The following is a 25,742-nucleotide window of genomic DNA, read 5'->3' on the forward strand; positions in this document are numbered from 1 at the left end:
CCTGAAGGCGGACCGATCGGTCAAGTCTAGGCACGCGGCCTTCCCCGGAGGCACGGTATGCGCGCATTGCGTGCCCGGCAGCGCGGTTCGCGGCGCGAGAGGCGAGCTGGCAGCGGCGGCCGGTTCACGACCGCTTATCCGGTGCCAGGCCCGGCACCTCACCGCCGGATACGAGCCGAAGCGACGAACGCGTGCGCTCGACCAGGACCACCACAACAGCCCTCCAGCACACCCAACCGCACAGCCGGACGGCGGAAACGGGAGCCCTCCCGCACTGCCGGGCCCGCTCCACGAGGGATACGACACGGGTCCGATGAGGGTGGCGACGACCTTGCCGCCCTTGAAGACGTGCAGGGTGGGAACAGCGGTGACGTCCCGCTTCGGGAAGGCCCTGGGGCTGCAGTCGATGTCGAGACAGACGGGTGACGGTCACCCGGTTCGCGTACCCCTTGGCAACGTCCACCACAACCAGCCCCAAAACCTGCACGAACCGCCCCGCTCGGCCCGGAAGACCGCGAGGACCGCCCGCCCAGGACCCGGCCGAGTGGCTGCCCCCGGCCGAGAGCGCGCTGTGCCGGTACGCGGCGGAGGGGACCGCGACCAAGCTCCGCTGGGACCTGACCCTGGACGAGGCAGAGCAGGACCAGATCCTGGTCATCGCCGCCGACTGCCCCGGCACCGAAGTGATCTGGACTCCTGCACCCTGATCTCCCGTCCGGGGTGCAGCAGAGTCACGCAGTAGTGGAGATAGAGGCGGGCTTTGGCGAGAAGGTCGGCTCCGGCCAGGTCCTGGGCGGTCACGACCCGGGTGGGTGTGCACGACGCAGTCAAGGCCGCCCTCGGTCACGAAGTTGCCCGGCCCGAGCGGCTTGATCACGAGCGGCTCGCCGAGCAAGCCCAGCAAGATCCGAGAGACGACCTAGTGCTGTGGACCGGGAAGGTTCACCAGGGTCAGTACGCTGAGCCCGGCTGCGGTGGACGAGGAGGTCGGGCATGACGCGGAGACTGTCGGTGGACAAGGCCGTGGGACTGCTTGAGGGCGACCTGGGGGCAGGACAGCGGGCGCTTGACGATCTGGTCACGGAAGATCTCTGGCTCGCCTTCCTGCGATTCGGCCGACGGCTGTTCGACGTCTCAGACACACCTGACGCTGACGGTCTTCTGTTCCAGTACGGGAGCTACGCGTTCGACGGTCCTCCGGCGTTCACGCTGGACCTCACCCGGCAGTTCGAGATCTCCGACAGCGACGGTGATCACGACCATTACGTGCAGGTTCACTGCGAGCTCAGATACGGACGCGCACCCGCCCTGGAGGCCCTCGGGAGCTTCGGCTCGTGGTTTTTCCACGATGCCGGAGACGATCTCGGAGAGTGGGCTCAAGGACTGACCGAGCGGGCTGCCTGGGCAACGATCCACAGACTCAAACCGACCGAGATCAGGGTGTATCAGGACCTGGTGTAGTCGTCAGACCGCCATCGTGCCGGGACAGCCGTCCGCGCATGCGTATTCGGCCTCATCCGCAGGCGGCGGATGGCGGATAACCGACTTCGCGGCGGCCACCCCTGCCGCCACCATCAAAGGGCAGCACTCCAGGCACACCACGCAACCGGATCCAACCGTCCGGGCAACCGCATGCCCACCTGCCGGGGCGGATCCGCCGACCCCCGAAAGGGCTCACTCCATGGCCAGGACCACGCACAAGTTCCTCCTGCCCGCGCTGCTCGCGCTGGCGGCCCTCGCGCTGCCGGCACCCGCCACCGCCGCACCCGCCGAGCCGGCGGCCCCACTGGCGGGCCGGTGTCTGGCCGAGGGAAATCTCGGCGTGGTCTTCGTCAACACCTGCATGGACACCGGCAAGCAGCGCTGGACCATCGAGGGAGACAAGATCAGACGCTCCGGCAGCTCCTGGTGCCTGTCCGGCAACAGTACCTCGGCCAGCCTCAACACCTGCATGAACACCGGCCACCAGCGGTGGCTCATCCAAGGGGAGAAGATCATCCTCAACAACTGACCGCCCGGCCCGGCGGGCCGTCACGCCTTCGGGGCCACCTTCGACGGGCCGTTGATGATGCGGTCCATCGCGTCGGAGCCGGTCGGACCGGTGAGGTTGGCCAGCATCTGCTGACCCGACCGTCGCGCGTCCTGCGGGGTGCAGAGGGACCACGGACGCGACACGCCGCAAGGCCGCTCAAGCCGGGAGTGTGGGGTGCTGCTGCTGGAGGCGAAGCCGTCGGCAGCGGTGTTCTGTTCTTCGAGATGTCGGACACGGGCCTGGCGATCGAAGGCGTCACGGGATTCCGGCACCGCGTGGTGACCGGCCCGGCCCGGGGGCACGGAAGTGACGAGGGCATGCCGGACCGAGTCGGGAACGTCTCCAGGTCTCGTTACGAGGAACTGGTCGCCGAGTCGCGCGAGCTGATCGCTCACCCGCTCAAGGACTCGTTCGGCGACGGCGGGCTCGTCCCGCTCCGCTCGCACCTCTGCCAGCACTGAGCGATGGCGTGAGCCTCAGCTCAATCGGACAGCGCGGCGGGGGACCATATGCCGAACCACTGCTCGGCACCGTATGCCTCGAACCGCTCCGCCTCGATGAACCCCAGCTTTGCCGCGAGGCGCATCGAGGAGACGTTGGCGGTCTGGGTGGCGAGTACGACTGGTTCACCGGGAAGGGCGTCGGCGAACCAGTGGAGTGCCGCCGCGCAGGCTTCGGCGGCGTATCCGCGTCCCCATGCCTGCGGCAGGAACAGGTAGCCGAGCTCGGCCTTCCCGGCAGCCCGGGGAAGGTGCCCCGTTTCCCTGTAGAGCGTGATCTGGCCGATCATCGCTCCGTCGAGATCGACGATGAAACGGCCGGAGCGCCGACCGGGTGCCGCTGGCATCGTGCGTTCGAGCTCGTCACGCGGTTGAGGGCCACCGAGGTAGGTGCTCACCTCTGGCGAGGCCAGCAGGTCGATGACCGCCTCACGGTCCCGGGCCTCGGGTTCACGGAGCACGAGCCTCTCGGTCCTGATCGGGGCAGGCGGCCAGGCGACGGGTCCGAGATCAGTCATGCCGTCACCCAATCAACAGGCGCGCTGACGATCAAGACTCGCGCACCTACCAACCACCGACCCGGGACCCCGCCTCCACCAACGGTGCCGACCCTGCAAGCCACGCCTGCACAGTCAGACGGACGATCTTCTCCGCAGACTGCCGCCCGCGACCAGCAGGAGCACTCCGAGGACCCATCACACCAGTGGAGTTGCCTACACCCCTGATCCGGGCGAGCTGATGGAGAGGGGGGGTTCAGGGCGCGGCGGTGAAGGTCCAGCCGGTTTCGAAGGCTGCCCCCTCGCTGAAGGTGATGAGGGTGCCGGAGGTGGGGGCCGCGTCGACGGGGTCGTGTTCGAGGATGCGCAGGCGGGTGCCCCGGGAGCCGGTGGGGTGTGGCTGGGCGGGTTTGGCCGGTTCGAAGGTGCTGCCGTTGAAGCCGGGGTAGCCCATGGCCCACATCTGCCGGCGGCCCTCCGGCTGGCCGGCGTCCGCGTGGGGCTGCTGGGTGATCGTACGGTCCGGCTGGACGGCCAGGGCCAGGCCGCTGTGGACGTTGACGATACGGAAGAACGTGTATTTGGTGCCGTGGTGGTCGACCTCGAAACGCCACCGCTGGTGGGCACCGTTGTTGCGGGTATAGACGATCGGGGCGGTACCGGGCGCGGTGGACGCGCGCGGCATGTCCCACACCAGCGTGGGATGGGACGCCAGAGCGATGTACAGCTCACCGTCCGGGGCCTGATGCGTCTCGTCGAGGTCACGGAACTGTGCCACGTACTCCTCCTGCTTCGTCCGCGGTCCCGTCACGGGACCGGGCTCGGAACATCTGCGCCACACAGTAGGGAACCCACCCCCCACTGCCCAGAACGCCAATCCGGCCACCGGGCACGGATCAGCACCACCTCATGGTCGTCGAGCAGCGGTCCCGGCCTGACAGCCCCGTACCCGCCGGAGCTGGAAGCCGGTGCCGCCGGAGGCCGCGGCCATCACGGGAAATCACAGCGGGCACCGGGGAACCCGGCATGCGTGTCAGCCGACTACGTCGGTGGCCGGGCAGACAACCGGCCGGGACCGCTTGCCGTGGAGGGAACGGGGGATGTGTATGGGCGGGCTGGACATAACGATGCGTGAGGTGGGCTGCCGGCATGGGCGGGTGGACGTCGTCACCGATGTGGATCTGCGGATCGCGGCCGGTGAACGGGTCGCCCTGACCGGTACCAATGGATCGGGCAAGACCACTCTTCTGCGGGCGGTGCTGGGACTGCACCGGCAGGTGACCGGTTCGATCCTGGTCGGCGGGCGGGGCACCCGGACACCGGCGGAGTGGGGACGGCGGCGGGTCTGTGCCTGGGTTCCGCAGAAACCGGCCGCCGGGCGGTTTCCTCTGCTCGGGTCCGAGCTGCTGGCCAGCAGTGGCGCGCCCGGGGAAGCCGGGCGGGCGGCGGTCCGGCTCGGGGTGGGGCCGGTCGTCGGGCGGCCGCTGCACACCCTGTCGGGGGGCCAGTTGCAGCGGATGTACCTGGCCCGGTCGATCGGCTGTGTCGCGGCGGGCGCACAGGTCCTGCTGGCCGACGAGCCGACCGCGGCGCTCGATTTCGCGGGGCAGGAGGAGGCGGCGGACGTCCTGGCCTCGCTGCCGGTGACGCTGGTCGTGGTGACCCACGACCGGACGCTGGCAAACCGGTGCGACCGGTTACTGGAGATGGCCGCCGGCCGGCTGAGGGAGGTCCGGTGACACTCGCTCTCGCCGATGTCGGCGCCCTGCTGGAGCTCGTGCCCGTACAGCGCGCCGGGTTCGCCCTGTCACTGGCCGCGGTCGGGCTGCCGGTCATCGGTGTGATCATCGTCGGGCTGGACATCATGCCGGTCCGGTTCGCCATGATGCATGTCGCCCTCCTCGGCATCGCGATCGGCATGCTCACCGGGCTCGACCCCATGCTGTGCGCGCTGGCCGCCTGTGCCCTGGCCGGGGCGGGTGTCGCCCCGCTCGCCGGGACCCCGAGCGGTCTGTCCGGGGCGATGGGCCTGCTGATGAGCCTGGCCATCGCGGCGGCGCTGCTGCTGCTGTCCGTGTCGGGGGTCAACGCGTCCGGGGCGTTCGCCCTGCTGTGGGGGTCGGTCCTGTCGGTCGGCACACCCGATCTGATCGTGCTCGGCGTCCTGGCGGTCGTTGTCCACGCACTGTTCTGGTGGCGCCGCCGGGACATCGCGCTGCTGCTGTACGACCGGGAGCTGGCCCAGTGCTCCGGTGTCCCGGTACGGGTACTGACCGCCGCGCTCCTGGTCCTGGTCGCCGTCGCTGTCGCCGGTGCGGTCAAGCTCACCGGTGCCCTGCTCGTCGACGCGCTGACCCTGCTGCCCGCCCTCGCCGCCCGCCGGCTGGGCACCTCACTGAAATCGATCACCCTGTGGGCGGTCGGTATCGGCATCGTCGTCAATCTGACCGGGTTCGTGCTGGCCCTGTGGCTCGACTGGCCACCGGGCCCGGTACTCGTCCTCACGGCGGGGTTCGTCGTCCTCGCCGTCCACTGCATACCCGAACGGAGAGTCGCCTCATGGCGCGCACCCGTGTCCGTACCTCTTCCCTCTCCGCACTGACCCTCACACTGGCCCTGGTCACGGGCTGCGGCGGCGACAGTGAGACATCCGCCGCCGGACATTCCCGTGCGGGGAAGCCGGCGGTGGTCGCAACCACCACCTGGCAAGGTGCCATCGCCCAAGCGGCAGGAGCCGACAACATCGAGGTCATCGTCGACCGATCCGTACCCCACGCTCCGGACTACGATCCCAAGCCCTCCGACCTGATCACCGTCGCCCAGGCCGACTTCGTGCTCTACGCCTCCTTCGAACCGTACGCGGCGAAGATCAAGGAAGCCGCGGGATCGAAAGCGAAACAGGTCGAGGTCAACCTCGACAACGACCCCGCACAGCTGAAGGCCGAGGTCACCCGGCTCGCAGGACTCTTCGGCACCGAGAAGGCCGCCGAGCGGTGGAACAGGGAATTCGACACCGAGTACGCCAGGCTGAACAAGGGTCTCCGGGCCGCCTGGCCCGGCGGCAAGAGCCCGCTCGTCGTCAGCCACGCCTTCACCACCTGGGCGGCGAGGCTGGCCGGTGCCACCACCGCAGGGACCTACGGTCCCGAGGCCGTCACCCCGGCACAACTCGCCCGACTGACCGCGACAAAGCCCGCCCTGGTCCTCGACAACGCCCACATGTCAACGGGAACGGTCCTGCCCGACACCAGAGCCAAACACCTCAGCATCGTCAACTATCCGGGCGACGACCTCGACCTCCTCCCCGTCTACCGCAACGCAGCAACCGAACTGAAAAAAGCCATGACCAACCCCTGACCCAAACACCGGATACGGAATACCAGATACCAGATGCCGGATACCGGATACCGGATACCGGGCATGGAGAAACAGGGGCCAGAAACCACGTGAACCAGGCCGGGCCGTTCGGACAGGAGACCGGCATGGCGGACACGACCGTGGACACGATGAACCGGTGGATCCGTGTCGCCGGGGCGGTGGTGCCGCTCTGCGCGGGCCTCGCGCTCGCCCTCCTGGCGGCGCTTCCCCTCGCGTTCAACGGGGCGCAGCAGACGCTGGGGGCGCTGGGCCGGGCGGAGGTGCCGGACGGTGCCTCCGCCTCGCTCGGGCGGGGGCTCGCCATGCTGGGGGCGGCGGTGCTGCCCTTCGCCGCGGGCACGGTCGCCCTGCTGGTGGGGCGGGTCCGGCAGCTGTCCGGGGTCAGGGTCGTGCGTCTGTGTGGCAGGGCCGTGCTCGTCTGCGCTCTGGGGGCCTGCGTGATGGCGATGGTGAACGCCGTCTGACCGCCGAAGGCATGCGTCGGCTCGTACGGGACCGACCGTGACCTGGGCGCCTTCCACGCGCGGTACGGACGGGGCGCGGCCGGATTTCGCGGCGGTGGCATCCCTGACCGTCCCGGTGGCCTCGGCGGCGCCGGGTGAGGTCGGGGAGCGGGTCGGTGGGGCGAAGCGCCCGGCGGCCGCGCCGCTGGTGGACTTCAACCGGGACGGCTACCGCGATGTGGTTCTCACGGCGCCGACGGGCGCGGTGAAGGCCGGCAAGACCACGGCCGCGGCCGGATTTACCGCCGTGCTCTACGGCGGCAAGGCGGGAGCCAAGCGGAAGAAGCAGGTCCTGCACCTGAACCTGCCGGGTGTGCCGGGCAACGTCATGGCCCACCAGCGCTTCGGCGACGGCACGGCCGCCGCCGATCTGGACCGGGACGGCTATACCGATCTGGTGGTCGGCGCTCCCAACGCCTCCGTTGTACGGAACGGGGAGTTGGTCAGCTACGTCGGCACCCTCACCGTCTTCTGGGGCGGGAAGAAGGGCCTGTCCGGCACGGGTGCGTTGGCCCTGGAGGGCGCGAAGGGCATGAGCCAGCTCGGTAAGACCCTGGCGGTGGGGGACTTCGACGGCGACGGCGATCAGGACCTCGCGGCCGCGGAGCAGGGGAACGACGTAGCGGTGTTCTCCGGGCCGTTCCGGCGGGGCGGTCCCTTCCCGGCTTTCTACCGGGTGAGTCACAACTCCACGGAACAGGTCATCGCGATGTCCACCGGTGATGTGAACGGAGACGGGCGGAGCGATCTGGTGACGGTGGCTCAGGAGACCTCGTACGGCGATATCCGGTTGACTCGGCTGTGGAGAGGAACGCGCGACAAGCTCGTGCGGACGGGTGACCTCAACGCCTTGGGCTCGAAGTCGGTCGCCGTCGGCGATGTGAACGGCGACGGTTTCGACGACATTGTCACCGGCAACCCGGAATTCCCCAGCTATGGCTCGGCGGGCGGGAGCGTCTCCTGGAGGCCCGGTTCCGCGAAGGGCCCGGTGGAGGAGCAGGTGCGTACGTTCCATCAGGACACCACGGATGTCCCGGGAACCGGCGAGTCCGGCGACCGGTTCGGCGCGGACGTGACGGTGGGCGATCTCAACGGCGACGGGTACGCGGAGATCGTCGCGGGTGTGCCCGGCGAGGACACCGGGGCCGCTGTCGACAGCGGTTCGATCGTGGTGCTGCCCGGCACGGCGGAGGGCCCGACCGCGGCCGGCTCCTTCACCATCACCCAGAACACCCCGGGCATACCGGGCGGGTCCGAGAACGGGGACGCCTTCGGGTCGGCCGTCCTGGTGTCCGACACCGATGGGGACCGCCGGGCGGAGGCCGTGGTCACGGCCACGGGCGAGAACGACGCGGCGGGGGCGGTGTGGACGTTCCGGACCGGTCCGTTCGCGCAGCCGCTGCCGCCGGGCGCCCTGAGTCATGGGCCGGGCGGCTTCGGCGTCGCCGGGGACCGGGTGGGCACGAGGCTCGACGGCTGAGCGCCATGGCGGCGCGCTGACCGGGGGAAACCGGGGCGGGTGGGCATCCCGGTGTGCCTGTCCGTCCCGGGCGTGCGTGGGTGCCGGTCCCCGGTCCGGCGGCCCTGTCCGCCCCGGGCTTGGGTGCCGGTCTCCGGTCCGGCGGTCTCCGGTACCAGGAACCGGGGCGGCCGAAGGGGAACGGCTCCGCCCGGTCTTCCGGGCGGAGCCGTTCCCGTCACCGAGGTGGCCCTCGCGCAGGTGCCTGAGTGGGAGGGGGTGCCGGGCGGCGCGATGGTGGGGCCGTGCCGGCTGCTCGGTTTCCGGATCACCGATCGGGTGGTCGTCGATGGCCGGGAGGGATCAGTTGTTTTTCCGCTGGAGCACCACGTACACCAGGGGAAGCAGTGTTGCCAGCAGCATCATTCCCGGCGCGAGCCACGGGGAATCGACCCCCACGGCCGCCAGTCCACGGGCCATCAGGAAGGGCCCCAGCACGGAGGCCCCCATGGCCGTGGCCGTGGAGAGAAAACCGAACAGCAGCTCCGACCGGTCGGCGGGTGCGCCCACCGACAGGGACGGGCCCTCCGGAGTCGTACTGAAGACGACATAGGCCGCCGCGGACGGCTCCTCCGGCGCGGACTGCCGGACCCCCGGTACATCGTTCACTCACTCGCCTTCCCCAAAGTGCCGGGCCGAAGACGCGTCTCGCCCGTGCAGTCAGCCGGCTCGTATGGACATGGGATCCCCCCACTGGCGACAGGCCAGAGCACGACGGAACGTCCGCCGTGCCGCGGCACCGGGAAACCCGGTGCCTGCCTCTCGACGGTAGCAGGGTGGTGCATAGACGCACCATCTTTGATGCGTCTATGCTTCAATCAACCCCGGGGTTGATCACCGGCTCCCGGGAACACCGCGAGCGCCGGAGAACACCGCAGAACGACTAAGTACGACGGAGGAAGACGAGATGGCCCCCCAGCCCGCAGAGCCGCGTCATCCTTCCTCGGAGCGCTACTCCGTCACCCTCGTACCCCCCGCCGTAAAAGCGATCACCGAGGTCATGGACGGAACCGGCCTCTCCAAGGCGGACGTGATCAACCGTGCCGTACAGGTCTACGCCTATCTGGAGGCGCGGAAGGCCGACGGCATGGACGTTCTGCTCCGGAACGCGGACGGGACCGCCGAGCGGCTGCACATCGTCTGAGCAGCGCGTGCCACCCACTGGCCCGGCGCGCTTCACCGGGGGGGGAGGCCGGAGGGCCTGGGGTCAGGAGCCGGGGAAGGGCCGGGCCGGTGAAGTCGCACGTACGAGCGAACCGGCCCGGCCGTGGTGGGTGGTCCCCGCCCGGAGAAGGAGTCCCGTGTCGAAGCCTTTGCTCTTCCTGGATGTCGACGGAGTCCTGAACCCGGCCGATCCGGAGGCTCGGGCGGACTTCGCCCCGTACACGCTGCTCGGCTTCCGGGTCCTGCTGTCGCCTCGGCATGGTGAGTGGCTGCATGAGCTGAGCGAGGTGTACGAGTTGTGCTGGGCGACCACTTGGGAGGAGCACGCCAATACCCACATCGGTCCGGCTCTCGGTCTCCCGGCCCTTCCCGTGGTCCGTTTCAGGGGGTACAGGACCCAACCGGGTGACCCGCGGGTTCCCCTGTTGGAGCTGCTCTCCGCCATGAAATGGGCCCCGCTGCTGCGGTACGCGGCCGGGCGCCCGTTCGCCTGGGTCGATGATGTCATCCCGTCCCGGCTCGTCCGCAACTCCCGTCTCCGATGTGACCGGCTGCTGCTTCCCGTCGATTCCCGCCAGGGGTTCGAACGCCTCCATGTCGACCGCTTGCTGACCCGCCCGCCGCGCCCGGCCCCGTGGCGGCGGGGGACTCGCGGTCGTAACGCGTCACCGGCAGGCGCGGACTCCGGGTCTGCGCCGGAGGGCAGTGATGGCCGGGCTGTCGTGGGCCGATGAGCGCTGCTGATGGCGCCCCGGCCGAGCAGCGGTCTTCCAGGTGCCGGCGTCCTCGTTCCCGAAGTCGAGGTTCCGCGGGTCGATGTAGAGCCATTGCTCGAAGTCGCAGATTCCTTTCGCCCGGTCCACGATCTCGCAGTCGCTGGTGATGATCGCGCTGTGCAGGGTGTCCCCGGTCCTGGGCTTCCCCCGGTAGGGGAACACCGTCGGCCCCCAGTCCTCCAGCAGCTCCGCCTCGGCCCGGGGCGGCTCCGGGCGTACGGTCGGGCGGCGGGAGTCCGGGGCGAAGCCGATCGTGGCGATGGGGCCGGCCCGCTGCGGGGCGATGTCTCCCATAACTGTTCATATTTCCCGGTGATGTGAGCATTTCGGCGGTAGATTTCAGAGCCCGTCCTCACGACCGACCAGACGGTGAGGTAGGCAGATGTCCGACATCCGTACAGGTCCGGAAAAGCCGGCAGCGGAACAGGATCAAGGACTCCTCTTCCGGGGGAGCGACATCGAGGAACTGCACGATCTGATCAGTACGCGGTTCGCGCCGAACCGGATGTCGGTCCTGGCCGGCGGTCGGCTCGACGGCCGTTTCCGATGTGTCCGCGAGGGAACGATCGCCCTGTACGAGCTGGGGTACGGCGCGGAGGTCGACATCGTGCCCGGGGCTCCGCTGGATTTCTACAACATCCATATCCCGCTCGCCGGTGACGGCATGGTCACCGTGGACGGGAAGGGGCTCTCCCATCCGCTCAGCATCGTGGGACCGCACCAGAGACTGTCGATGCGCTGGAACGGGGAGAGCCTGAACCGGGTGCTGATCATCCCGCGTCAGGTGGTCGACGGGGCCCTCACCGCCCGGCTCGGGGACGTGCCGCGGCACCCGCTCGCGTTCGTTCCCGTCCTGAACGGACAGGCGGGTCCGGTGCGGTCCTGGCTGAATCTGGTGCGGCATTTCGCCGAGTTCGCCGATTCCGGCCTTGCCGAACGCTCCCCCCTGGCGACGGGTCACTTCGAACGGCTCCTCGTGGACGGGCTGCTGGACGCCCAGCCCCACATGCTCAGCGATGCCGTGACGGGCCACGACACCGCCGCACTGCCCGGCGCGTTGCGCAGGGCCACGCTCTACTGCGCCGAACACGCCCACGAACCGATCTCGGTGACCGACATGGCGCGCGCCGCGCGCGTGAGCGTACGGAGTCTGAGGGAGGGATTCCGCAAGCACCTGGCCACCACTCCGCTGGCATACCTGCGACGCACCCGGCTGGATCTGGCGCGCCGTGATCTCCTGGCCGCCGCCGACGGGCAGACTTCGGAAACCGTCACCGACGTGGCCCTGCGCTGGGGCTTCACCCATCTGGGCCGGTTCACCGGGCACTACCGCGAGGCCTACGGGGAGACCCCCTCCCAGACGCTGCGCCGCGCCCGCCGGAGGAGCCGGGCGAGCCGGGCGGCCGCTATCCGGAAACGTGCGCCGCGCGGCGCCGAAAGCGGATAGCCCGGGCGTTCCGCCACAGCCATGCTGGAGTCCTGCCGGATCCGCATCCATCAAGGGCGCGGGACCGGCCCGACGGCCAGGCCGCCCAGCCGTCGGGACAGAGCCGACAGGACCGCACGGCGGGAAGCCACGGGGGTGCTTCCCACAACAGCGTTCACTCCTGCACTTGCCCGGCGGGCGGTCCACCCCCCACAGCCGCTCGGCACGAAGCTCCACAGGGTGCGCTGGACCTGCCTTGGCCCCCCGACCGGGGGGCCAAGGCAAACAGGAACAACTCCCGGCACCAGTCGGGCGGGACGTCGTGACCCGCGGTTCAGCGCGGCGGGTCGAGGTCCGCAAGCACGGTGCTGTCGAGTCCGGCGACGAGCGCGTCGCACGCGGCACTGACGACTTCGCTCGCCTGGGTGTCTCCCCGAGCGGTCGGCACCTTGTCCACGGCTGCCCGGCGGTTGTGGAACCGCGCCGCGCGCTGTGCGGTGAACGGCTCCGGACCCGGGTAGGGGCAGACCTGGTACTCGGTGAGCTGCGGCCGGGCCTCGCGCGGGGCCTCGGTGAGGGTGGCGTGACGTACGGACGAAAGAGCCGATCACCGACGCGACCCGCCCGCCCGCCCCGCCTACCGCCACATGGCCGTGGTCGGCGTGCCCGACGCGTGTGCTGCTGGTCTGATCGCCATGGGTGGCACCCGGATGTGCGGGTGCCTCGACTCCGTGGAGGTCTCATGAACAAGGCAGTTCTGGCGGTGGCGCTCGCCGCCGCGCTGTCCACCGGCGTTCCGGCGATGGCCGACGACGCCGACCCGCAGGACCTGGGCCGCCATGGTCTGAAGGTGACCGGGCTGACCGACGACCATTGTCTCGTGCAGTTCCGCGCCGGCAGTCCCGAAAGGGTGACCTCGATCGGGGCCGTCACCGGTCTTACGGGCGACACCGAACTGGTCGGCATCGACTACCGGGTCCAGGACGGGCTGCTCTACGGCGTCGGGAACGCCGGCGGTGTCTACACCCTCGATACGGGCGACGCCGTGGCGACGAAGGTGTCCCAGCTGAGCATCGCCCTTGAGGGCACCGCCTTTGGTGTGGACTTCAACCCGGCCGCGGACCGGCTGCGGATCATCAGTGACACCGGGCAGAATCTGCGCCACAACGTGAACGTCGCCACGGGCGGCACCGTCCTGGACGGCACTCTCACCGCACCGCCCGCTACCACCCCCGCCCTCGGGGTGACCGGCGCCGCGTACACCAACAACGATCTCGACACGGCCACCGCCACCAGCCTGTTCGACATCGACACCACCCAGGACCGTGTCGTCCTCCAGTCCCCCGCCAACGCCGGTACCCTCGCCCCCACCGGGAGCCTCGGCATCGACGCGGGCCCCAGTGCGGGCTTCGACATCTACTTCTCGACCGGTGACGGCAGCAACCAGGGCTTCGCCGCCCTCCAGACCAGCGGCTCCTACCGCTTCCACAGGGTCGACCCGCTGACCGGAAGGGCCGACGACGTCGGCGGATTCCCCTCCGACCGGCAGGTCTTCGACATCGCCCTCCCCCTGGACCAGAGGTAGACGACAGGCCTTCGGTCATACGTCCCGGTGTCGTACCACGAGCAGTGCGACGGCCACCGCCGCGGTGGCCCACGCTCCGTAGACGATCCACGCCTCGGTGACGGTCTGCGGGTCCGTGCCCAGGTCGTGCGCCCGCCCCGGGTTCGTCACCAGACGTTCCCAGGCGCTGAGCGGCAGGGCGTCGCCGATCTCCTCGACCCAGCGGTAGCGCTCGCCGCGGAGCAACGCCGGAGTCAGCAACAGCAGGGCGATGACGGCGACGATGGAGCCGGCGGCGTGCCGGACGACCGCCCCCACCGCCATACCGACCAGCGCGCACAGCGGTGCCAGGAGAGCGGCCGCGGCGACGGCGCGCAGTGCGCCCGGGTCGCCCAGCGACAGGCCGCCGTACTCCCTCAGCAGCATTTGGGTGACGCCGAAGGAGGCGCCGGAGACGAGCGTGCCGAGCGCCAGCATGACCGCCGACACCACGGTCGCCTTGGCGGCGATCACCGCCCGCCGGTCGGGTACGGCGGTGAAGGTCGTACGGATCATCCCACTGGTGTACTCGCCGAAGACCGCGATCCCTCCCACCGTCGCGGTGATGACCATGAGCAGCTGCCAGGCGGGATCGACGAACGCCGTGTGCAGCGGATCGAAGAGAAGCTCGGGGCGGGCCGGAACCCCCGGCGGTGGATGCGACGGCAGTCGCAGCTCCGCCAGCCGGTCCGCGTTCGACGCGGCGGAGTTGGCGTTGATGCCGATGACGGTCAGCGCGCCGGCACCGAGCACCCAGGAGGTGGAGCGCAGTGACCAGAGTTTGATCCACTCGGCGGCGAGGAGGCGGCGGAACCGGGCGGGCCCCGGGAGCGGGAGGCGGGCCGGGGCCCGGTCGGGTGCCGCGGTCATCGGGCGGCTCCCGCGGAGTATTCGACGCTCTCCCGGGTGAGTTCCATGAACGCCTCCTCCAGGGAGGCCGGCCGCGGGCTGAGCTCGTGCAGCCGCGTCCCGTGTGCGAAGGCGAGTTCACCGATGCGCTCCGCGGGGAGACCGGTCACGGTGAGCGTTCCGTCGTCCTCCGGCCGGACCGTCGCGCCCTCGTCGGTCAGCAATCGGGCGAGGATTTCCGTGTCGGGGGTACGGACGCCCACCCGCGGCTGTGTGCCGCGCGCCACGATGTCGCGCAGGCTCTGTGCCGCGATCAGCCTGCCGCGACCGATGACGATCAGTTCCTCGGCGGTCTGCTCCATCTCCCGCATCAGATGGCTGGAGACGAGCACGGTGCGGCCCTCGTCCGCCAACCGCTGGAAGAGGCCTCGCGCCCAGCGCGCCCCCTCGGGGTCGAGGCCGTTGAGCGGTTCGTCGAAGAGCAGTACGGGCGGATCGCCGAGCAGGGTGGCGGCGATGCCGAGCCGCTGTCTCATCCCCAGGGAGAAGCCGTCGATCCTGCGGCCTGCCGCGTCCGCCATGCCCACCTCGGCCAGCACCTCCATGGCGCGCCCGCGTGGCAGGCCGTTGCCGACCGCCAGCGCCGTCAGATGGGCGTGGGCGGTTCGGCCGCCGTGCGTGTCGTGGGCGTCGAGCAGGGCGCCCACGTGCCGCAGGCCGCGAGGGCGGTCGGCGAACGGCCGCCCGTCGACGGTGACGGTGCCGCCCGTGGGTCGGTTCAACCCGAGGACCATGCGCAGCGTGGTGGTCTTGCCGGCGCCGTTCGGGCCCAGGAAGCCGGTGACCACGCCCGGGCGCACGGTGAAGGACAGTCGGTCGACGGCGGTGGTCCCGCCGTACCACTTGGTGAGTTCGGTTGCTTCGATCACGATGTCCACGCTGCCGGGGCGGACCCCGCTCGGGCATCGGGCCACCGGCCACCATCGGGACGCGGCCAGTAGCCCCTGGGAGTAGGCCCGTGGGCCAATGCCGGGGTACGGGCGGCTTGCCTATCATCGGTGCATGAAAGCCCCGCTGGATGCTCCACGGTCGCTCCTTGCCGAGGTGCCGGCCTGGTGCTCAGGCATCGCCTACGCCGTCCTGCTCCACGTCGTGGTGGTGAACACCGGCCGCGAACTGTCCGGTATGCGCCTGCTGCCGGCCGTACCGCTCGCCCTTCTCCTGCTGCCCCTGGTGCTGCGTCGGCCGCTGGCCGCCCTGGCGCTGCTGCTCACCGTCTCCTTCGCGGTGACCGTCCGGGCGGATTCGGCCATGGCCGCGGGCCAGCAGGTGATGGGCATCGTGCCATCCGTCCCGACGCAGGCGTGGCAGATCGCGTCTGTGCAGACAGTCCTCACCGATCTCACGGTCGGATGGATCGCCGCCACCCGGTCGAGGCGGACCGCCGTCGCCGCCGCGCTGGTGGCGCTCGGCGTGCAGATCGGGGCCGCCGGCTACTACCGGGAGGGCCTCTCCTCGTACCTCACCGTCCTCGTCTTCCTGACTCTGATGATGGTCACCGCCTGGACGGTCGGCCACGCGGTCCACGAACGCCGGCAGCACCGAGCCGATCTGCGGGCCAGAGCCGCTGAGCAGGCCGTTGTCGCGGAGCGGCTGCGGATCGCCCGGGAGCTGCATGACATGGTGGCGCACAGCATCGCGGTCATCGCCATCCAGGCCGGGGTGGGCCGGCGTGTCATCGGCACTCAGCCGTCGGAGGCCCGTGACTCCCTCGCCGCCATCGAGGACATCAGCCGCGACACCCTGGCCGGCCTGCGCCGGATGCTCGGCACATTGCGGCAGACGGCTCCCGGGGACGGCGCACCGCTCGGCCCGGCGCCGGGGCTCGCCGAACTCGACGGGCTGGTGGAGCGGGCCCAGGAGGCGGGGGTACGGGTGGACATCGAGTGGCGCCGGGAGCGGCGGGCGCTGGCGGCGGAGATCGAGCTGTCCGCGTACCGCATCATCCAGGAAGCGATCACCAACGTGGTCCGCCACGCGGACACCGACGCCTGCCGGGTGACCCTCGACCGCCGGGAGGGCGATCTGTTCATCGAGATCACCGACGAGGGCCGGGGCCTGTCCGGTCTGCCCGGTGCGGCCGGCTACGGGCTGACGGGCATGCGGGAACGGGCGGCGCTCCTGCACGGCGAGTTCACGGCCGGACCGCGCCCCGAGGGTGGCTTCCGTGTCGCGGTACGGCTGCCGCTGCCGGTGGCGGTCATCGCATGATCCGGGTGCTCCTCACCGATGACCAGCCGCTCGTCCGGCACGGGCTGCGGGTGCTGATCGCCGACCGCCCCGGGCTGGAGGTGGCGGGCGAGGCGGCGAACGGGGAGGAGGCGGTGCGGCTCGCGGGCCGGCTGGCGCCGGATGTGGTGGTGATGGACATCCGGATGCCCGGTATGAACGGCATCGAGGCCACCCGGCGGATCGTCGCGGGTTCCGGCACACCGCCGAAGGTGCTCATCCTCACGACGTTCGACGACGACGAGTATGTCTACGGCGCGCTGCGCGCGGGGGCGAGCGGCTTTCTCGTCAAGGACATGGACATGGACCAGATCCTCACCGCGATCGAGGTCGTTGCCGCGGGTGACGCCCTGCTGGCGCCGGGCGTGACACGGCGCGTGATCGCGGAGTTCGCGGCCCGCCCCGATGCCGTAGCGCGGTCCCTGGGGCCGGTGGAGGGCATCACCGTACGCGAACGGGAGGTGCTCACCCTGGTCGCCCGCGGGCTGTCCAACGCGGAGATCGCCGCGCGGCTGCACATCAGCGTGGCCACGGCCAAGGCCCATATGGGCAGGCTGCTGACCAAGCTGGACGCGCGGGACCGGGTGCAGTTGGTCATCCTGGCCTACGAGGTGGGGCTGGTGACGCCGACGACGCGGGGGCAGGGGCTCCGGCCGGGATGAGGGTCAGGGCCGTGTACCACGCCCTGGGCGCGGGGGCCGAAGAAGCCTTCCGGCTCATGGGACCGGCGCCGGGACCGGAGATCGCCGAAATGCTGTTCACCGAGCCGGTCGAACACTCGGGCCCCGGCCAACGCGGCGGCGATCCCGGAGCGGTCCATCGCCGGGACACCGTCGGCCGGATGTTCCACGGCGTCTCGGCCGGACCGGCTCGGGCGGCTGCGGCCGGAGGTCACCCGCTCGGCCGTCCAGCCGCGAACCAAAAGACAAAGGCAAGGAGAGACTCTCCTTGCCACTCTCAACTTATAGCGCACTGGGGGGCTTGCCACAAGGGCCCGGTCCTGGCGGATGATCGTCGACCGACGCCACCAGCAGGTGGTTCGACGGAGTGGGAGGCGCCGGTCGCGATGGTTGAGACGTACGTGCTGGATCTTCACGAGGTCGACGAGACGCGGACAGCGGTCGTCGGCGGCAAGGGCGCGCAGCTGGGCGGGGTGTCGCGGATCGACGGCATCCGTGTGCCGGACGGTTTCTGCGTGACGACGGATGCCTTCCGGCGGGTGATGGCGGATGTCCCGTCGATCGGCGGCCGGCTGGACCGGTTGTCGCGGGTGGACCCGGACGACCGGGTGGCGATCCGCACGCTCAGCGCCGAGGTCCGCCGGGCCATCGAGGGGACCGCCGTCCCGGACGATCTCGCGGAGGCGGTCACCGGCGCGCTCGCCCGGCACGGCGACCGGGCCGCCGCCTATGCCGTACGGTCCAGCGCGACGGCGGAGGATCTGCCGACGGCCTCGTTCGCCGGGCAGCAGGACACGTATCTGAATGTGGTGGGGCCGGCCTCGGTGCTCCGGCACATCAGCCGTTGCTGGGCCTCGCTGTTCACCGAACGGGCCGTGGTCTACCGGCGGCGGAACGGCATCGACCACCGTACGGTCCGGATGGCCGTGGTCGTGCAGCGGATGGTGTTCCCGGACGCGTCCGGGGTCCTGTTCACGGCCGACCCCGTCACGGGCAACCGGAAGGTCGCCACCGTGGACGCGGGCTTCGGCCTCGGCGAAGCGCTGGTCTCCGGTCTGGTGAACCCGGATGTCTTCGCGGTGCGGGACGGCGAGATCGTCACCAGGACCATCGCCGCCAAGCGACGGGCCGTCCACGCCCTGCCGGCCGGTGGCACCCGGGACGTGGCGGTCGCCCCGCGGCAGCAGCGGCGGCCGACCCTGACCGATGCGCAGGTCGTACGGCTCGTCCGGCTCGGGCGGCGGATCGAGGCGCACTTCGGCCGCCCGCAGGACATCGAATGGTGCCTGGTCGAGGACGGTTTCCGGATCGTTCAGAGTCGGCCGATCACCACCCTGTTCCCCGTTCCCGTCGCCGAGGCCGGGGACCGGGAGAACCGTGTCTATGTCTCGGTCGGCCATCAGCAGATGATGACCGACCCCATGAAGCCCCTGGGCCTGTCCCTGTGGCGGTTGACGGCCATGGCACCGATGCGGGAGGCCGGCGGGCGGCTGTTCGTCGACGCCACCGGGCGTCTGACCTCGCCCGCGGGTCGGGCGGGCCTCCTGGACCTCATCGGCAGGGGTGACCCGCTGGTGAGGGACGCGCTGGAGACCGTCCTGGACCGCGACGACTTCATCCCCCTGATTCCGGAACCGGATTCGGACCCGGATTTGGATTCGGGTTCGGAACCTGATTCCGGCCCGGGTTCCGGCACAAGCGGGCCGCAGGCCGTGGTCGGGACGGACCCGGCCGTCGTCACCGGGCTGGTCGAGCGCAGCCGGGCCTCCGTCGCGGCCCTGGAGCGCGATATCCGGTCGAAGACCGGACCGGCGCTCTTCGACTTCCTGCTGGAGGCCTTCGAGGAGCACAAACGGGTGCTCACCGATCCGCTGAGCCTTCAGGTGATCACGGCGGGGATGGAAGCCACCTGGTGGCTCAACGAGCGGTTGGAGGAATGGCTGGGCGACAGGAACGCGGCTGACACGCTCACCCTGTCCGCCCCCGGCAACATCACCTCCGAGATGGGTCTGGAGCTGCTCGACGTCGCGGACGTGATCCGCCCGTACCCGGAGGTGGTGGAGTTCCTGCGGGGCGTCGGGGACGGGGACCTCCCGGACGGGCTGGGTGGGTTGGTGAAGCTGCCGGGTGGGGCCGAGGCGCGCGAGGCCCTGGCGGGCTACCTCGACCGGTACGGCATGCGCTGTGTCGGCGAGATCGACATCACCCGGCCGCGCTGGTGCGAGCGGCCCGCCGCACTCGTACCGGCGATCCTCGACAACGTCAGGAACTTCGGGCCGGGCGCCGCCGGCCGGCGCTTCGAGCAGGGGCGGCGGAAGGCGCTGGAGAAGGAACTCGACGTGCTGTCACGTCTGCGGGCCCTGCCGGACGGGGAGCGGAAGGCCGACGAGACCAAGCGGATGATCGACCGGGTGAGGACCTTCATCGGCTACCGGGAGTACCCGAAGTACGACATCGTCAGCCGCTACCTCGTATACCGGCGGGCGCTGCTGGCGGAGGCCGGGCGCCTGGTGCGGGCCGGCGTGCTGACCGGGCGGGAGGACGTCTTCTTCCTCACCTTCCAGGAATTCCACGAGGTCGTGCGCTCGCAGCGGGTGGACGACGGGCTGATCCGGCAGCGCAAGGAGGAGTTCCGGTCGTACGCCGCGCTCACCCCGCCCCGGGTGCTCACCTCGGACGGCGAGGCCGTCACCGGGGCGTACCGGCGCGCGGGTGGGCCGGCCGGTGCCCTGATCGGTCTGCCGGTCTCCGCCGGGACCGTCGAGGGAAGGGCGCGGGTCGTCCTCGACATCGCGGAGGCCGATCTCGAAGCGGGCGACATCCTGGTCACGACCTTCACCGACCCCAGCTGGTCGCCGCTGTTCGTCGGGATCGCGGGTCTGGTGACGGAGGTGGGCGGTCTGATGACCCATGGCGCGGTGATCGCCCGGGAGTACGGTCTGCCGGCCGTGGTGGGTGTGGACGGTGCCACCCGGCTGATCCGGGACGGGCAGCGGATCCGCGTGCACGGAACCGACGGCTATATCGAGTTCCTGTCCTGACCGTCAGTCGCGGAGGTTGTCTGAACTCCCCCGGCCCGCGCCGCCCCGCCGGAGAATCCATGGGCCGTCCGGGCGCCGGGCTCCCGCTGTCGCGCGAAAGGGATCCGCATGTCGTCCGCTCGGACCAGATTGCGTCATGCCCGGTGCGGCCACGAGCGGTGCGGCGGGCGGATTTGTCAGGTGGGCCGGACCGTGATGATACGGAGGCGCTTGGTGGCCCGGGTCAGGGCCACGTACAAGTCCCTTTCGCCGCCGGGGCGGGCCATGATGATTTCCTCGGGATTCAGGACGACGACCGCGTCGAATTCCAGGCCGCGTGCCTCGGACGCCGGCACGACGCGTGCGTAATGAGCGATGCCCTGGGTCGTCAGCTCGCTCACCCTGGTGTCCGCGCAGATCACTCCCAGCAGCTCGCCCGGGTACGCGGCGCTCTGGGCGCGGAGTTCCTCGACGACGGCGGTGACCAACCCGTCCGGCGGCGTGGTCACGGTGCGGGGGATCTCACCGCTGCGCAGGGACCGGGTGGGCCTCTGGTCCGGAGCGATCCGCGCGAGCAGGTCCCGGACGCTCTCCAGGATCTCCCGCGTGGTGCGGTAGCTGACGGTCAGATGGTGCAGCCTGAACCGCGGTCCGACGTGGGGGCTCAGTGCTTCCTTCCAGTCGCGTGCTGTCGCGACCGGGCCCGCCTGGGCGAAGTCGCCCACCAGCGTCATCGCCCTTGCCGGGCAGCGGCGGACGATCATCCGCCACTGCATGGCGGTCAGTTCCTGCGCCTCGTCGACGACGACATGCCCGTACGTCCGCTCAGGGGGGCCGTCGACCAGGCTCGCGGCCTCGTCCAGCAACGCCATATCGGCATCGGTCCACGGGTCGTCCGGACCGCGCAGCAGAAGGGACCGGTCCCGCGTGGTCAGGCGGGGCAGATGCTCGGTGAGGGCGTCGGCGTTCGTCAGGAGCGCCTTCACGAGGTCACCGGGTGCCAGCCGCGGCCACAGCGCCTCGACCGCTCGGTCGACGCCGGCGTCGTCGAGGAGGTCGGCTCGGACGGCGTCCAGGTCCAGTTCATGGACCGGGACCGGGTCGGCCGCGCCTTCGGCACGGCGCCGGGCGGCTCCCGTGAACCGGTCGAGGTCGATGCCCGTCATCCGTTCGGCATCGGCGTCGATCCGTTCCAGGAGGTCGCCCATGTCCCGTCGCATCGCGTCGGTGACGGCGTCGACCAGGAGTTCCCTGAACACCTGGCGTGCGGGGTTGTGCCCCGGTGCGGCTGCCACGGCGGCGTCACGTGCCGTGACGACTTCCTCGCCGGACAGCTGAACCGCTTCCTGTCCGACCCGTACGGTGAAGTCACCGGCGGGGGCCTGGTGGGCGCGGAGCAGGCCGGCCAGGGCGTCGGCGAGGTCGGAGCCGCCCTTGAGACGCGCCGTATCGAACAGGTCCACCGAGTTCGCCGCGTCCGCCGTGTCAGCCGTGTCAGCCGTGTTCGTGGACGCTCCGGCCAGTTCCCGGCAGGTCGCCAGAACGACGTCGTTCTCCCCGAGCGAGGGAAGGACCTGGGAGATGTAGTCGAGGAACCGGGCGTTCGGGCCCACCACCAGGACGCCCTCCTCCGCGGCGCGCGGGAACGCGTACAGGACATAGGCCGCCCGGTGCAGGGCGACCACCGTCTTGCCGGTACCGGGCCCGCCCTGCACCACGGTCACCCCGCGGTGGGCGGAGCGGACGATCTCGTCCTGCTCGGTCTGCAAGGTCGCGACGGCCGCGTGCATCCTGCCCGTACGCCGTGCCGACAGAGCCTCGGTCAACGGGCCGTCCCCCACGACGTCCTCGTCGGTCGGGGCGGTCCCGTCCAGCAGTTCGTCGCTCACCGACACGACCGTGCGTTCCTTGAGGCGCAGGTGCCGGCGCCGGCGCAGGTCCATCGGGTGGACCGGGGTCGCCTCGTAGAAGGGCCGTGCCGCGTTGGCGCGCCAGTCCACGAGCAGGGGCAGGTCGTCCTCCTCCGTATGCAGTCCGATCCGGCCGATGCGCAGGGCCGTGCCGTCCGTCCGGTCGATGCGCCCGAAGACCAGCCCCTTTTCGGCGCTCTCCAGTCGGCTGATTTCCTTGGCCAGACGCTCGGCGGCGCTTTCTCTCTCGTATGCCTCACCGGGGCTGTCCGCCGGGGCTTTCAGCACACTCGCTCGGTTTACCCGTGCCTCGGAAAGCCGCTCGGTGAGCAACGCGTATAAGGAGGACACATAATCCCGCTCCGATGCAACCGTACGTGCAGCGGGGTCATTCAGGTGCGACAACAGGGGGCTCCTTCGATTCGAGCCACACCATACGGTCAAGGTTCCCTCAAGATAAGTCTTGACTTGCTTGGTAAGCCATGGCCTCAGCCATTCCGTATATCGCGCCTTGCGTTCCCGATATCCGTCTGCCTTATGGCTGTGCCCGCCCTCGGGTGCCGGCGAATTCCTGCCGCGCTCGGGAAGAGGGGGAGATCCGGGATCCGGTGAGGCGACCGGGGCCATCGGGCTCACCGCCAGGGGCGCGCGGCCCGGCGCCCCGCACGGGCCGGCCCCGCGCGGCCCGGCTCACCCGTCCGGCGGAACGGATGTGCGCGGGCCGGCGGGGCCGGATCGAGGCGGGGCGCGCCCCCGTCAGCCGGACGGGGGGACGGCCGTCAGGCGTATATGTAGAACTGGGTGTGGTCCAGCACGCTCTGCGGGGTCGTGTTGGTCCACGGCGGCATCGGGTCGTTCAGGTCGATCACATCCGCTGTGGCACCGGCCGGGAGGTACTCGGCGCTGCTGGGGTGGAGGGCGTGCCAGTCGGCCCAGAGCTTGTCGACAAAGGCGTGGTGCAGCCAGAAGACCGGGTCGTTCGGGGAGACACTCGACTCCATCTGGCCCCAGACCCAGGTGTGGACCCGGTTGTGCATGCTCATGTACCCCGCCGAGCCCTCCAGTGCGGAGCGGAAGCCCGTGGAGCCGTCCCTGAAGGGGGCGGAATCATAGGTGGGCATGGCGAGCGCGGAGTCGACCTGGGCCCGGGTGGGCAGGGTGGGGACGCGGTAGCCGAGGTTACGGGCGAGGAAGGGGCGGGTGTCGGCCTGGATCGTGATCGTCCACTGGCCGCCCGAGTAGGCGAAGGCGCCGTCCATCACCTGGTCGTCCAGCGGGCGGCCGGTACCGCCGAGGAAGTCCGGTGCCCAGAGGGAGGAGGCGACGGTGTTGTCGACGGTCCAGTCCCAGTAGGGGATCGACACCGAGGCGTTGACCTTCTGGAGTTCCCGCTCGAAGTCGATGAGGTACTTGCGGTGCCAGGGCAGGAAGGACGGGCCGAAGTGGCCCACGTAGATCCCGGTGTTCATGTCCAGGGCGAACCGGAGACGGTGCGCGGCGACGAACTCGTCGTAGACACCTCTTCGCTTCAGCTCCAGCACGGCGTCCACGAACGCCTTCTTCTCGGCGGCCGTGAGGTTCGCCTGGTTCTTGCGTACGGTCATGATGGGTGCTCCCTGCTCAGGCGGTGGGGTCGAAGGGGACGATCGCGGCGCCCTTGATGGTGAGGACCGCGGTACGGGCGGCGTCGAGCGGGGTCGCGAATCGCTCGTAGTGGTTGACCGTGCTGCTCCAGCCGGCCTTGCCGTGGTGCATGACGTGCAGTTCGCGGCCGTCGATCAGAACGCGGTAGGCGTTCTGGTGGTGGGCGCGGCCCGCTCGGCCGCCGTGCGCGTGGCCGTGGGCATGGCCTCCGGCGACGGGCTCGCCCTGGATGTGCCGGCCCTTGAAGACCTCGTCGAACGCGGCGGGTCCGCCCGGGGCGGTGGAGGGCGCGGGCTTGGCCGGCGAACTGTCGGCGGCGGCGGTGGCGACACCGGCGACCACCGTGCCCGCAGCCGCCGCGGCGGCTGCCCCGACCATCTGACGGCGAGTAAATCCAGACATGCGGGAAGACCCCCAAATACATGGATGAAGCGACCCCAGGACGTCATGGGTCGCCGCGCCCATGCCAACACGTGGAGTGAGGGCCACATAAGTGGGTCATGATCGGTTGGCTGTCATACGGACATAAATCCGCAGGCCACAACCTTGTGAGCGACATCGGCCCCCCTGGTCTCAGGGTCTGCTGGGTGCGACTGGCAGAGAATCCACGTCGAATGTGCCGCTTTTGTGAAGATCCTTCGGGTGGCAACCCCGCCATGGGGCCCCGGGGCCCGGATCGAGAATGGCCGAAAAGAGAGGCAACCTTTTCTCCGTAACACCCCAAAGGTCGGACCTTATGGCCTCCCGGCGGTACACCGTGCCTGGCTCGATCACCGTCACCGTGGGCCCTCTCTCGTGACGGTCCGCGCGTGCCCTCCCGTAACGGTCCGGTGTGCGTCCAGTGGTCCGAACCTGCCGGAAGGCGCCCGGCGGTCCCCGTCGTCAGGGGAGGTTCGGGCACTCCGCGGCGAAGCCCTGCGAGACGGGCCGCCAGGTGCCGTGGTCCTCGCGCAGGCTGGGTCCAGCCCCGTGGCCGCGCCACGGCGGACAGCTGCTGCCCGCGGTGCGGACTCGGGTCGCAGCGCCACACCATCCCGTACGGCGTGCTGACGGACAGTCCCATGAACGGCAGTTCGCCCCGGGCCGTCCGGGGACCGGCGGTGGCGGGTCGGGGCGCCACCGCCGGCGCCTGGGGAGGCGGTTCCTCGCGGCCGGGAGGGCGGCTAGGCGACCGGGCCGGTGGTGGGGATCCAGGTCTCCGGCTGGGGTGTCAGGTCCGGGCGGAGCCGGGCGAGGCCGTCCGGTCCGATCGCGTGCTGGTGGGAGGCGATCCCGGTGAACGCCGCGCCGCAGTGCGGGCAGTTGGACGCGTCCAGGCCGGAGCGCTTCTCACAGGTCCCGCATCCGGCGCCCCATCGCGTCACCACCAGAACCGCCGTGGGCTCTGTCGTCGGCATGGGAAGTCTCCTCTCCGCCCGGCCGGGTGGCCGGGGCCCGGCCATCGTCCCGCCACGGCCCGGTCGCCGCGGGGGAAACACGGAGGGCGCACCCCATCCGGGTGACACACCGTCATCCGGCACCCCTGGGCTGGACGGATGCGTGTATGTGACCCCGTCGCCCGCCGGGTGGTGGTCCCCACCCCGCCGCCCCGGCCGTCGCCCGGTCACGGTCGAGGCGGGGTCCCGACGTGTGGGTGCAGGGGTAGTACGCCTCGCCGCGATGGTGCCCGTGCTCGTACGCGATCACCGCGAGCCGGTAGGCGGCGCCCGCTCCCCGGTTTGTCGGAGCCGGGGGTGGCCGTGCTCCCTGGGTTCCGGGGGTTCCCGTCCGGCACAAGTGGCGCCCCCTACTTGTACCGGTTGTTGTGCCTGGTGACGGCCATGGCCCGGTGCTGGAATGAGCGTCCGGTCCTCGGCGGGCCCTCTGCGGTGGGAGCCCTGGAAGGGCACTCACCTCGGAGCCGGGCCGAGGTTTCCCGAAAAGATCACGGGGTCAGCAGCGCTCCTGGCGTT

27 protein-coding genes are annotated in these 25,742 nt (G+C 70.6%); 16 read left to right on the forward strand and 11 right to left on the reverse strand.

Annotation, left to right across the window (positions count from 1 at the left end):
- Window positions 1–449 precede the first annotated feature (449 nt).
- From ABT354_RS25205 to ABT354_RS25215, 3 genes are all read left to right on the forward strand, one after another.
- A complete protein-coding gene (locus ABT354_RS25205; RefSeq protein ID WP_351497645.1) occupies window positions 450–707 on the forward strand; it encodes a hypothetical protein in 258 nt (85 codons plus the stop codon).
- Window positions 708–993: 286 nt separating this feature from the next.
- Complete coding sequence (locus ABT354_RS25210) at window positions 994–1,461, forward strand: hypothetical protein (RefSeq protein WP_351497647.1); 468 nt, start codon at window positions 994–996, stop codon at window positions 1,459–1,461.
- A gap of 220 nt (window positions 1,462–1,681) precedes the next feature.
- Window positions 1,682–2,011: a ricin-type beta-trefoil lectin domain protein gene (locus tag ABT354_RS25215; RefSeq protein WP_351497649.1), complete on the forward strand. Its 330-nt coding sequence runs from the start codon at window positions 1,682–1,684 to the stop codon at window positions 2,009–2,011.
- Window positions 2,012–2,031: 20 nt separating this feature from the next.
- Here ABT354_RS25215 and ABT354_RS25220 read toward each other — a convergent pair whose 3' ends face one another.
- A complete protein-coding gene (locus ABT354_RS25220) occupies window positions 2,032–2,175 on the reverse strand; it encodes a hypothetical protein (RefSeq protein ID WP_351497827.1) in 144 nt (47 codons plus the stop codon).
- 81 nt (window positions 2,176–2,256) lie between these two features.
- On the opposite strand from ABT354_RS25220, the gene ABT354_RS25225 reads away from it, so the two are divergent.
- Window positions 2,257–2,493 carry a hypothetical protein gene (locus tag ABT354_RS25225; RefSeq protein ID WP_351497651.1) on the forward strand — a complete coding sequence of 79 codons (237 nt, stop codon included), beginning with the start codon at window positions 2,257–2,259 and terminating at the stop codon, window positions 2,491–2,493.
- Between the two features lie 20 nt (window positions 2,494–2,513).
- On the opposite strand, the gene ABT354_RS25230 is transcribed toward ABT354_RS25225, so the two are convergent.
- Together ABT354_RS25230 and ABT354_RS25235 are read right to left on the reverse strand one after the other, a co-directional pair.
- A complete protein-coding gene (locus tag ABT354_RS25230; RefSeq protein WP_351497653.1) occupies window positions 2,514–3,050 on the reverse strand; it encodes a GNAT family N-acetyltransferase in 537 nt (178 codons plus the stop codon).
- Between the two features lie 235 nt (window positions 3,051–3,285).
- Window positions 3,286–3,807: an RICIN domain-containing protein gene (locus ABT354_RS25235; RefSeq protein WP_351497655.1), complete on the reverse strand. Its 522-nt coding sequence runs from the start codon at window positions 3,805–3,807 to the stop codon at window positions 3,286–3,288.
- Window positions 3,808–4,135: 328 nt separating this feature from the next.
- Here ABT354_RS25235 and ABT354_RS25240 point away from each other — a divergent pair, with 328 nt between their 5' ends.
- From ABT354_RS25240 to ABT354_RS25260, 5 genes are all read left to right on the forward strand, one after another.
- Entirely contained in the window at window positions 4,136–4,768 is a 633-nt protein-coding gene (locus ABT354_RS25240; protein WP_351497657.1) for a metal ABC transporter ATP-binding protein, read from the forward strand.
- The gene (locus ABT354_RS25245; RefSeq protein ID WP_351497659.1) at window positions 4,765–5,631 is read left to right on the forward strand and encodes a metal ABC transporter permease; all 867 of its coding nucleotides are present in this window, start codon (window positions 4,765–4,767) and stop codon (window positions 5,629–5,631) included. Before ABT354_RS25240 ends, ABT354_RS25245 begins: the two co-directional genes overlap by 4 nt.
- A complete protein-coding gene (locus ABT354_RS25250; RefSeq protein ID WP_351497661.1) occupies window positions 5,589–6,386 on the forward strand; it encodes a metal ABC transporter substrate-binding protein in 798 nt (265 codons plus the stop codon). The genes ABT354_RS25245 and ABT354_RS25250 overlap by 43 nt, the downstream gene beginning before the upstream one ends.
- A 125-nt stretch (window positions 6,387–6,511) precedes the next feature.
- Window positions 6,512–6,871, forward strand: coding sequence for a hypothetical protein (locus tag ABT354_RS25255; protein WP_351497663.1), 360 nt, complete (start codon window positions 6,512–6,514; stop codon window positions 6,869–6,871).
- Window positions 6,872–6,908: 37 nt separating this feature from the next.
- A complete protein-coding gene (locus ABT354_RS25260; protein WP_351497665.1) occupies window positions 6,909–8,390 on the forward strand; it encodes an FG-GAP-like repeat-containing protein in 1,482 nt (493 codons plus the stop codon).
- 342 nt (window positions 8,391–8,732) lie between these two features.
- Here ABT354_RS25260 and ABT354_RS25265 read toward each other — a convergent pair whose 3' ends face one another.
- Window positions 8,733–9,038 carry a hypothetical protein gene (locus ABT354_RS25265; protein WP_351497667.1) on the reverse strand — a complete coding sequence of 102 codons (306 nt, stop codon included), beginning with the start codon at window positions 9,036–9,038 and terminating at the stop codon, window positions 8,733–8,735.
- Window positions 9,039–9,336: 298 nt separating this feature from the next.
- Between ABT354_RS25265 and ABT354_RS25270 the strand changes: the two genes are divergently transcribed.
- Window positions 9,337–9,573, forward strand: a complete 237-nt coding sequence (locus tag ABT354_RS25270) for a hypothetical protein (protein ID WP_351497669.1) — start codon at window positions 9,337–9,339, stop codon at window positions 9,571–9,573.
- A 157-nt stretch (window positions 9,574–9,730) separates the two neighbouring features.
- Window positions 9,731–10,327, forward strand: a complete 597-nt coding sequence (locus tag ABT354_RS25275) for an HAD domain-containing protein (protein ID WP_502983494.1) — start codon at window positions 9,731–9,733, stop codon at window positions 10,325–10,327.
- Here ABT354_RS25275 and ABT354_RS25280 read toward each other — a convergent pair.
- Window positions 10,259–10,663 (reverse strand): hypothetical protein, encoded by a 405-nt coding sequence (locus ABT354_RS25280; RefSeq protein WP_351497670.1) that lies wholly within the window; start codon window positions 10,661–10,663, stop codon window positions 10,259–10,261. The genes ABT354_RS25275 and ABT354_RS25280 overlap by 69 nt on opposite strands.
- An 88-nt stretch (window positions 10,664–10,751) precedes the next feature.
- On the opposite strand from ABT354_RS25280, the gene ABT354_RS25285 reads away from it, so the two are divergent.
- Together ABT354_RS25285 and ABT354_RS25290 are read left to right on the forward strand one after the other, a co-directional pair.
- Complete coding sequence (locus ABT354_RS25285) at window positions 10,752–11,816, forward strand: AraC family transcriptional regulator (protein ID WP_351497672.1); 1,065 nt, start codon at window positions 10,752–10,754, stop codon at window positions 11,814–11,816.
- Window positions 11,817–12,537: 721 nt separating this feature from the next.
- Complete coding sequence (locus ABT354_RS25290; protein WP_351497674.1) at window positions 12,538–13,380, forward strand: DUF4394 domain-containing protein; 843 nt, start codon at window positions 12,538–12,540, stop codon at window positions 13,378–13,380.
- A 15-nt stretch (window positions 13,381–13,395) separates the two neighbouring features.
- Here ABT354_RS25290 and ABT354_RS25295 read toward each other — a convergent pair whose 3' ends face one another.
- Together ABT354_RS25295 and ABT354_RS25300 are read right to left on the reverse strand one after the other, a co-directional pair.
- Window positions 13,396–14,268 (reverse strand): ABC-2 transporter permease, encoded by an 873-nt coding sequence (locus ABT354_RS25295; RefSeq protein WP_351497676.1) that lies wholly within the window; start codon window positions 14,266–14,268, stop codon window positions 13,396–13,398.
- Complete coding sequence (locus ABT354_RS25300; RefSeq protein ID WP_351497678.1) at window positions 14,265–15,176, reverse strand: ABC transporter ATP-binding protein; 912 nt, start codon at window positions 15,174–15,176, stop codon at window positions 14,265–14,267. Before ABT354_RS25300 ends, ABT354_RS25295 begins: the two co-directional genes overlap by 4 nt.
- A gap of 133 nt (window positions 15,177–15,309) precedes the next feature.
- Here ABT354_RS25300 and ABT354_RS25305 point away from each other — a divergent pair, with 133 nt between their 5' ends.
- The 3 genes from ABT354_RS25305 (at window position 15,310) to rph (ending at window position 20,257) form a co-directional block, all read left to right on the forward strand.
- Window positions 15,310–16,518 (forward strand): sensor histidine kinase, encoded by a 1,209-nt coding sequence (locus tag ABT354_RS25305; RefSeq protein ID WP_351497680.1) that lies wholly within the window; start codon window positions 15,310–15,312, stop codon window positions 16,516–16,518.
- Window positions 16,515–17,198 carry a response regulator gene (locus ABT354_RS25310; RefSeq protein ID WP_351497682.1) on the forward strand — a complete coding sequence of 228 codons (684 nt, stop codon included), beginning with the start codon at window positions 16,515–16,517 and terminating at the stop codon, window positions 17,196–17,198. Before ABT354_RS25305 ends, ABT354_RS25310 begins: the two co-directional genes overlap by 4 nt.
- Window positions 17,199–17,602: 404 nt before the next feature.
- Complete coding sequence (gene rph, locus ABT354_RS25315; RefSeq protein WP_351497684.1) at window positions 17,603–20,257, forward strand: rifamycin-inactivating phosphotransferase; 2,655 nt, start codon at window positions 17,603–17,605, stop codon at window positions 20,255–20,257.
- 176 nt (window positions 20,258–20,433) lie between these two features.
- Here the strand turns inward: rph and ABT354_RS25320 are convergent, their stop codons facing one another.
- The 4 genes from ABT354_RS25320 to ABT354_RS25335 all read right to left on the reverse strand — a co-directional run bounded on the left by ABT354_RS25320 (window position 20,434) and on the right by ABT354_RS25335 (window position 25,187).
- On the reverse strand, window positions 20,434–22,551 hold the full coding sequence (locus ABT354_RS25320; RefSeq protein WP_502983495.1) for a HelD family protein: 2,118 nt from the start codon (window positions 22,549–22,551) through the stop codon (window positions 20,434–20,436).
- A gap of 374 nt (window positions 22,552–22,925) precedes the next feature.
- Window positions 22,926–23,750 (reverse strand): tyrosinase family protein, encoded by an 825-nt coding sequence (locus ABT354_RS25325; RefSeq protein WP_351497688.1) that lies wholly within the window; start codon window positions 23,748–23,750, stop codon window positions 22,926–22,928.
- Between the two features lie 16 nt (window positions 23,751–23,766).
- Window positions 23,767–24,192 (reverse strand): apotyrosinase chaperone MelC1, encoded by a 426-nt coding sequence (gene melC1, locus ABT354_RS25330; RefSeq protein ID WP_351497690.1) that lies wholly within the window; start codon window positions 24,190–24,192, stop codon window positions 23,767–23,769.
- Between the two features lie 761 nt (window positions 24,193–24,953).
- Window positions 24,954–25,187 (reverse strand): hypothetical protein, encoded by a 234-nt coding sequence (locus ABT354_RS25335; RefSeq protein WP_351497692.1) that lies wholly within the window; start codon window positions 25,185–25,187, stop codon window positions 24,954–24,956.
- Window positions 25,188–25,742: the final 555 nt, after the last annotated feature.

Origin of the sequence: Streptomyces sp. NPDC000594, from assembly GCF_040299965.1 — a bacterium.
Classification (GTDB): domain Bacteria; phylum Actinomycetota; class Actinomycetes; order Streptomycetales; family Streptomycetaceae; genus Streptomyces.

Bases quoted from the DNA above. Each gene is read 5' to 3' on its own strand.
- ABT354_RS25290 (WP_351497674.1), top strand. From the start codon at position 12,538: ATGAACAAGGCAGTTCTGGCGGTGGCGCTCGCCGCCGCGCTGTCCACC.
- ABT354_RS25240 (WP_351497657.1), top strand. From the start codon at position 4,136: ATGGGCGGGCTGGACATAACGATGCGTGAGGTGGGCTGCCGGCATGGG.
- ABT354_RS25250 (WP_351497661.1), top strand. From the start codon at position 5,589: ATGGCGCGCACCCGTGTCCGTACCTCTTCCCTCTCCGCACTGACCCTC.
- ABT354_RS25285 (WP_351497672.1), top strand. From the start codon at position 10,752: ATGTCCGACATCCGTACAGGTCCGGAAAAGCCGGCAGCGGAACAGGAT.
- ABT354_RS25255 (WP_351497663.1), top strand. From the start codon at position 6,512: ATGGCGGACACGACCGTGGACACGATGAACCGGTGGATCCGTGTCGCC.
- ABT354_RS25225 (WP_351497651.1), top strand. From the start codon at position 2,257: ATGTCGGACACGGGCCTGGCGATCGAAGGCGTCACGGGATTCCGGCAC.
- ABT354_RS25305 (WP_351497680.1), top strand. From the start codon at position 15,310: ATGAAAGCCCCGCTGGATGCTCCACGGTCGCTCCTTGCCGAGGTGCCG.
- ABT354_RS25270 (WP_351497669.1), top strand. From the start codon at position 9,337: ATGGCCCCCCAGCCCGCAGAGCCGCGTCATCCTTCCTCGGAGCGCTAC.
- ABT354_RS25325 (WP_351497688.1), bottom strand. From the start codon at position 23,750: ATGACCGTACGCAAGAACCAGGCGAACCTCACGGCCGCCGAGAAGAAG.
- ABT354_RS25310 (WP_351497682.1), top strand. From the start codon at position 16,515: ATGATCCGGGTGCTCCTCACCGATGACCAGCCGCTCGTCCGGCACGGG.
- ABT354_RS25335 (WP_351497692.1), bottom strand. From the start codon at position 25,187: ATGCCGACGACAGAGCCCACGGCGGTTCTGGTGGTGACGCGATGGGGC.
- ABT354_RS25210 (WP_351497647.1), top strand. From the start codon at position 994: ATGACGCGGAGACTGTCGGTGGACAAGGCCGTGGGACTGCTTGAGGGC.
- rph (WP_351497684.1), top strand. From the start codon at position 17,603: ATGGTTGAGACGTACGTGCTGGATCTTCACGAGGTCGACGAGACGCGG.
- melC1 (WP_351497690.1), bottom strand. From the start codon at position 24,192: ATGTCTGGATTTACTCGCCGTCAGATGGTCGGGGCAGCCGCCGCGGCG.
- ABT354_RS25215 (WP_351497649.1), top strand. From the start codon at position 1,682: ATGGCCAGGACCACGCACAAGTTCCTCCTGCCCGCGCTGCTCGCGCTG.
- ABT354_RS25280 (WP_351497670.1), bottom strand. From the start codon at position 10,663: ATGGGAGACATCGCCCCGCAGCGGGCCGGCCCCATCGCCACGATCGGC.
- ABT354_RS25230 (WP_351497653.1), bottom strand. From the start codon at position 3,050: ATGACTGATCTCGGACCCGTCGCCTGGCCGCCTGCCCCGATCAGGACC.
- ABT354_RS25295 (WP_351497676.1), bottom strand. From the start codon at position 14,268: ATGACCGCGGCACCCGACCGGGCCCCGGCCCGCCTCCCGCTCCCGGGG.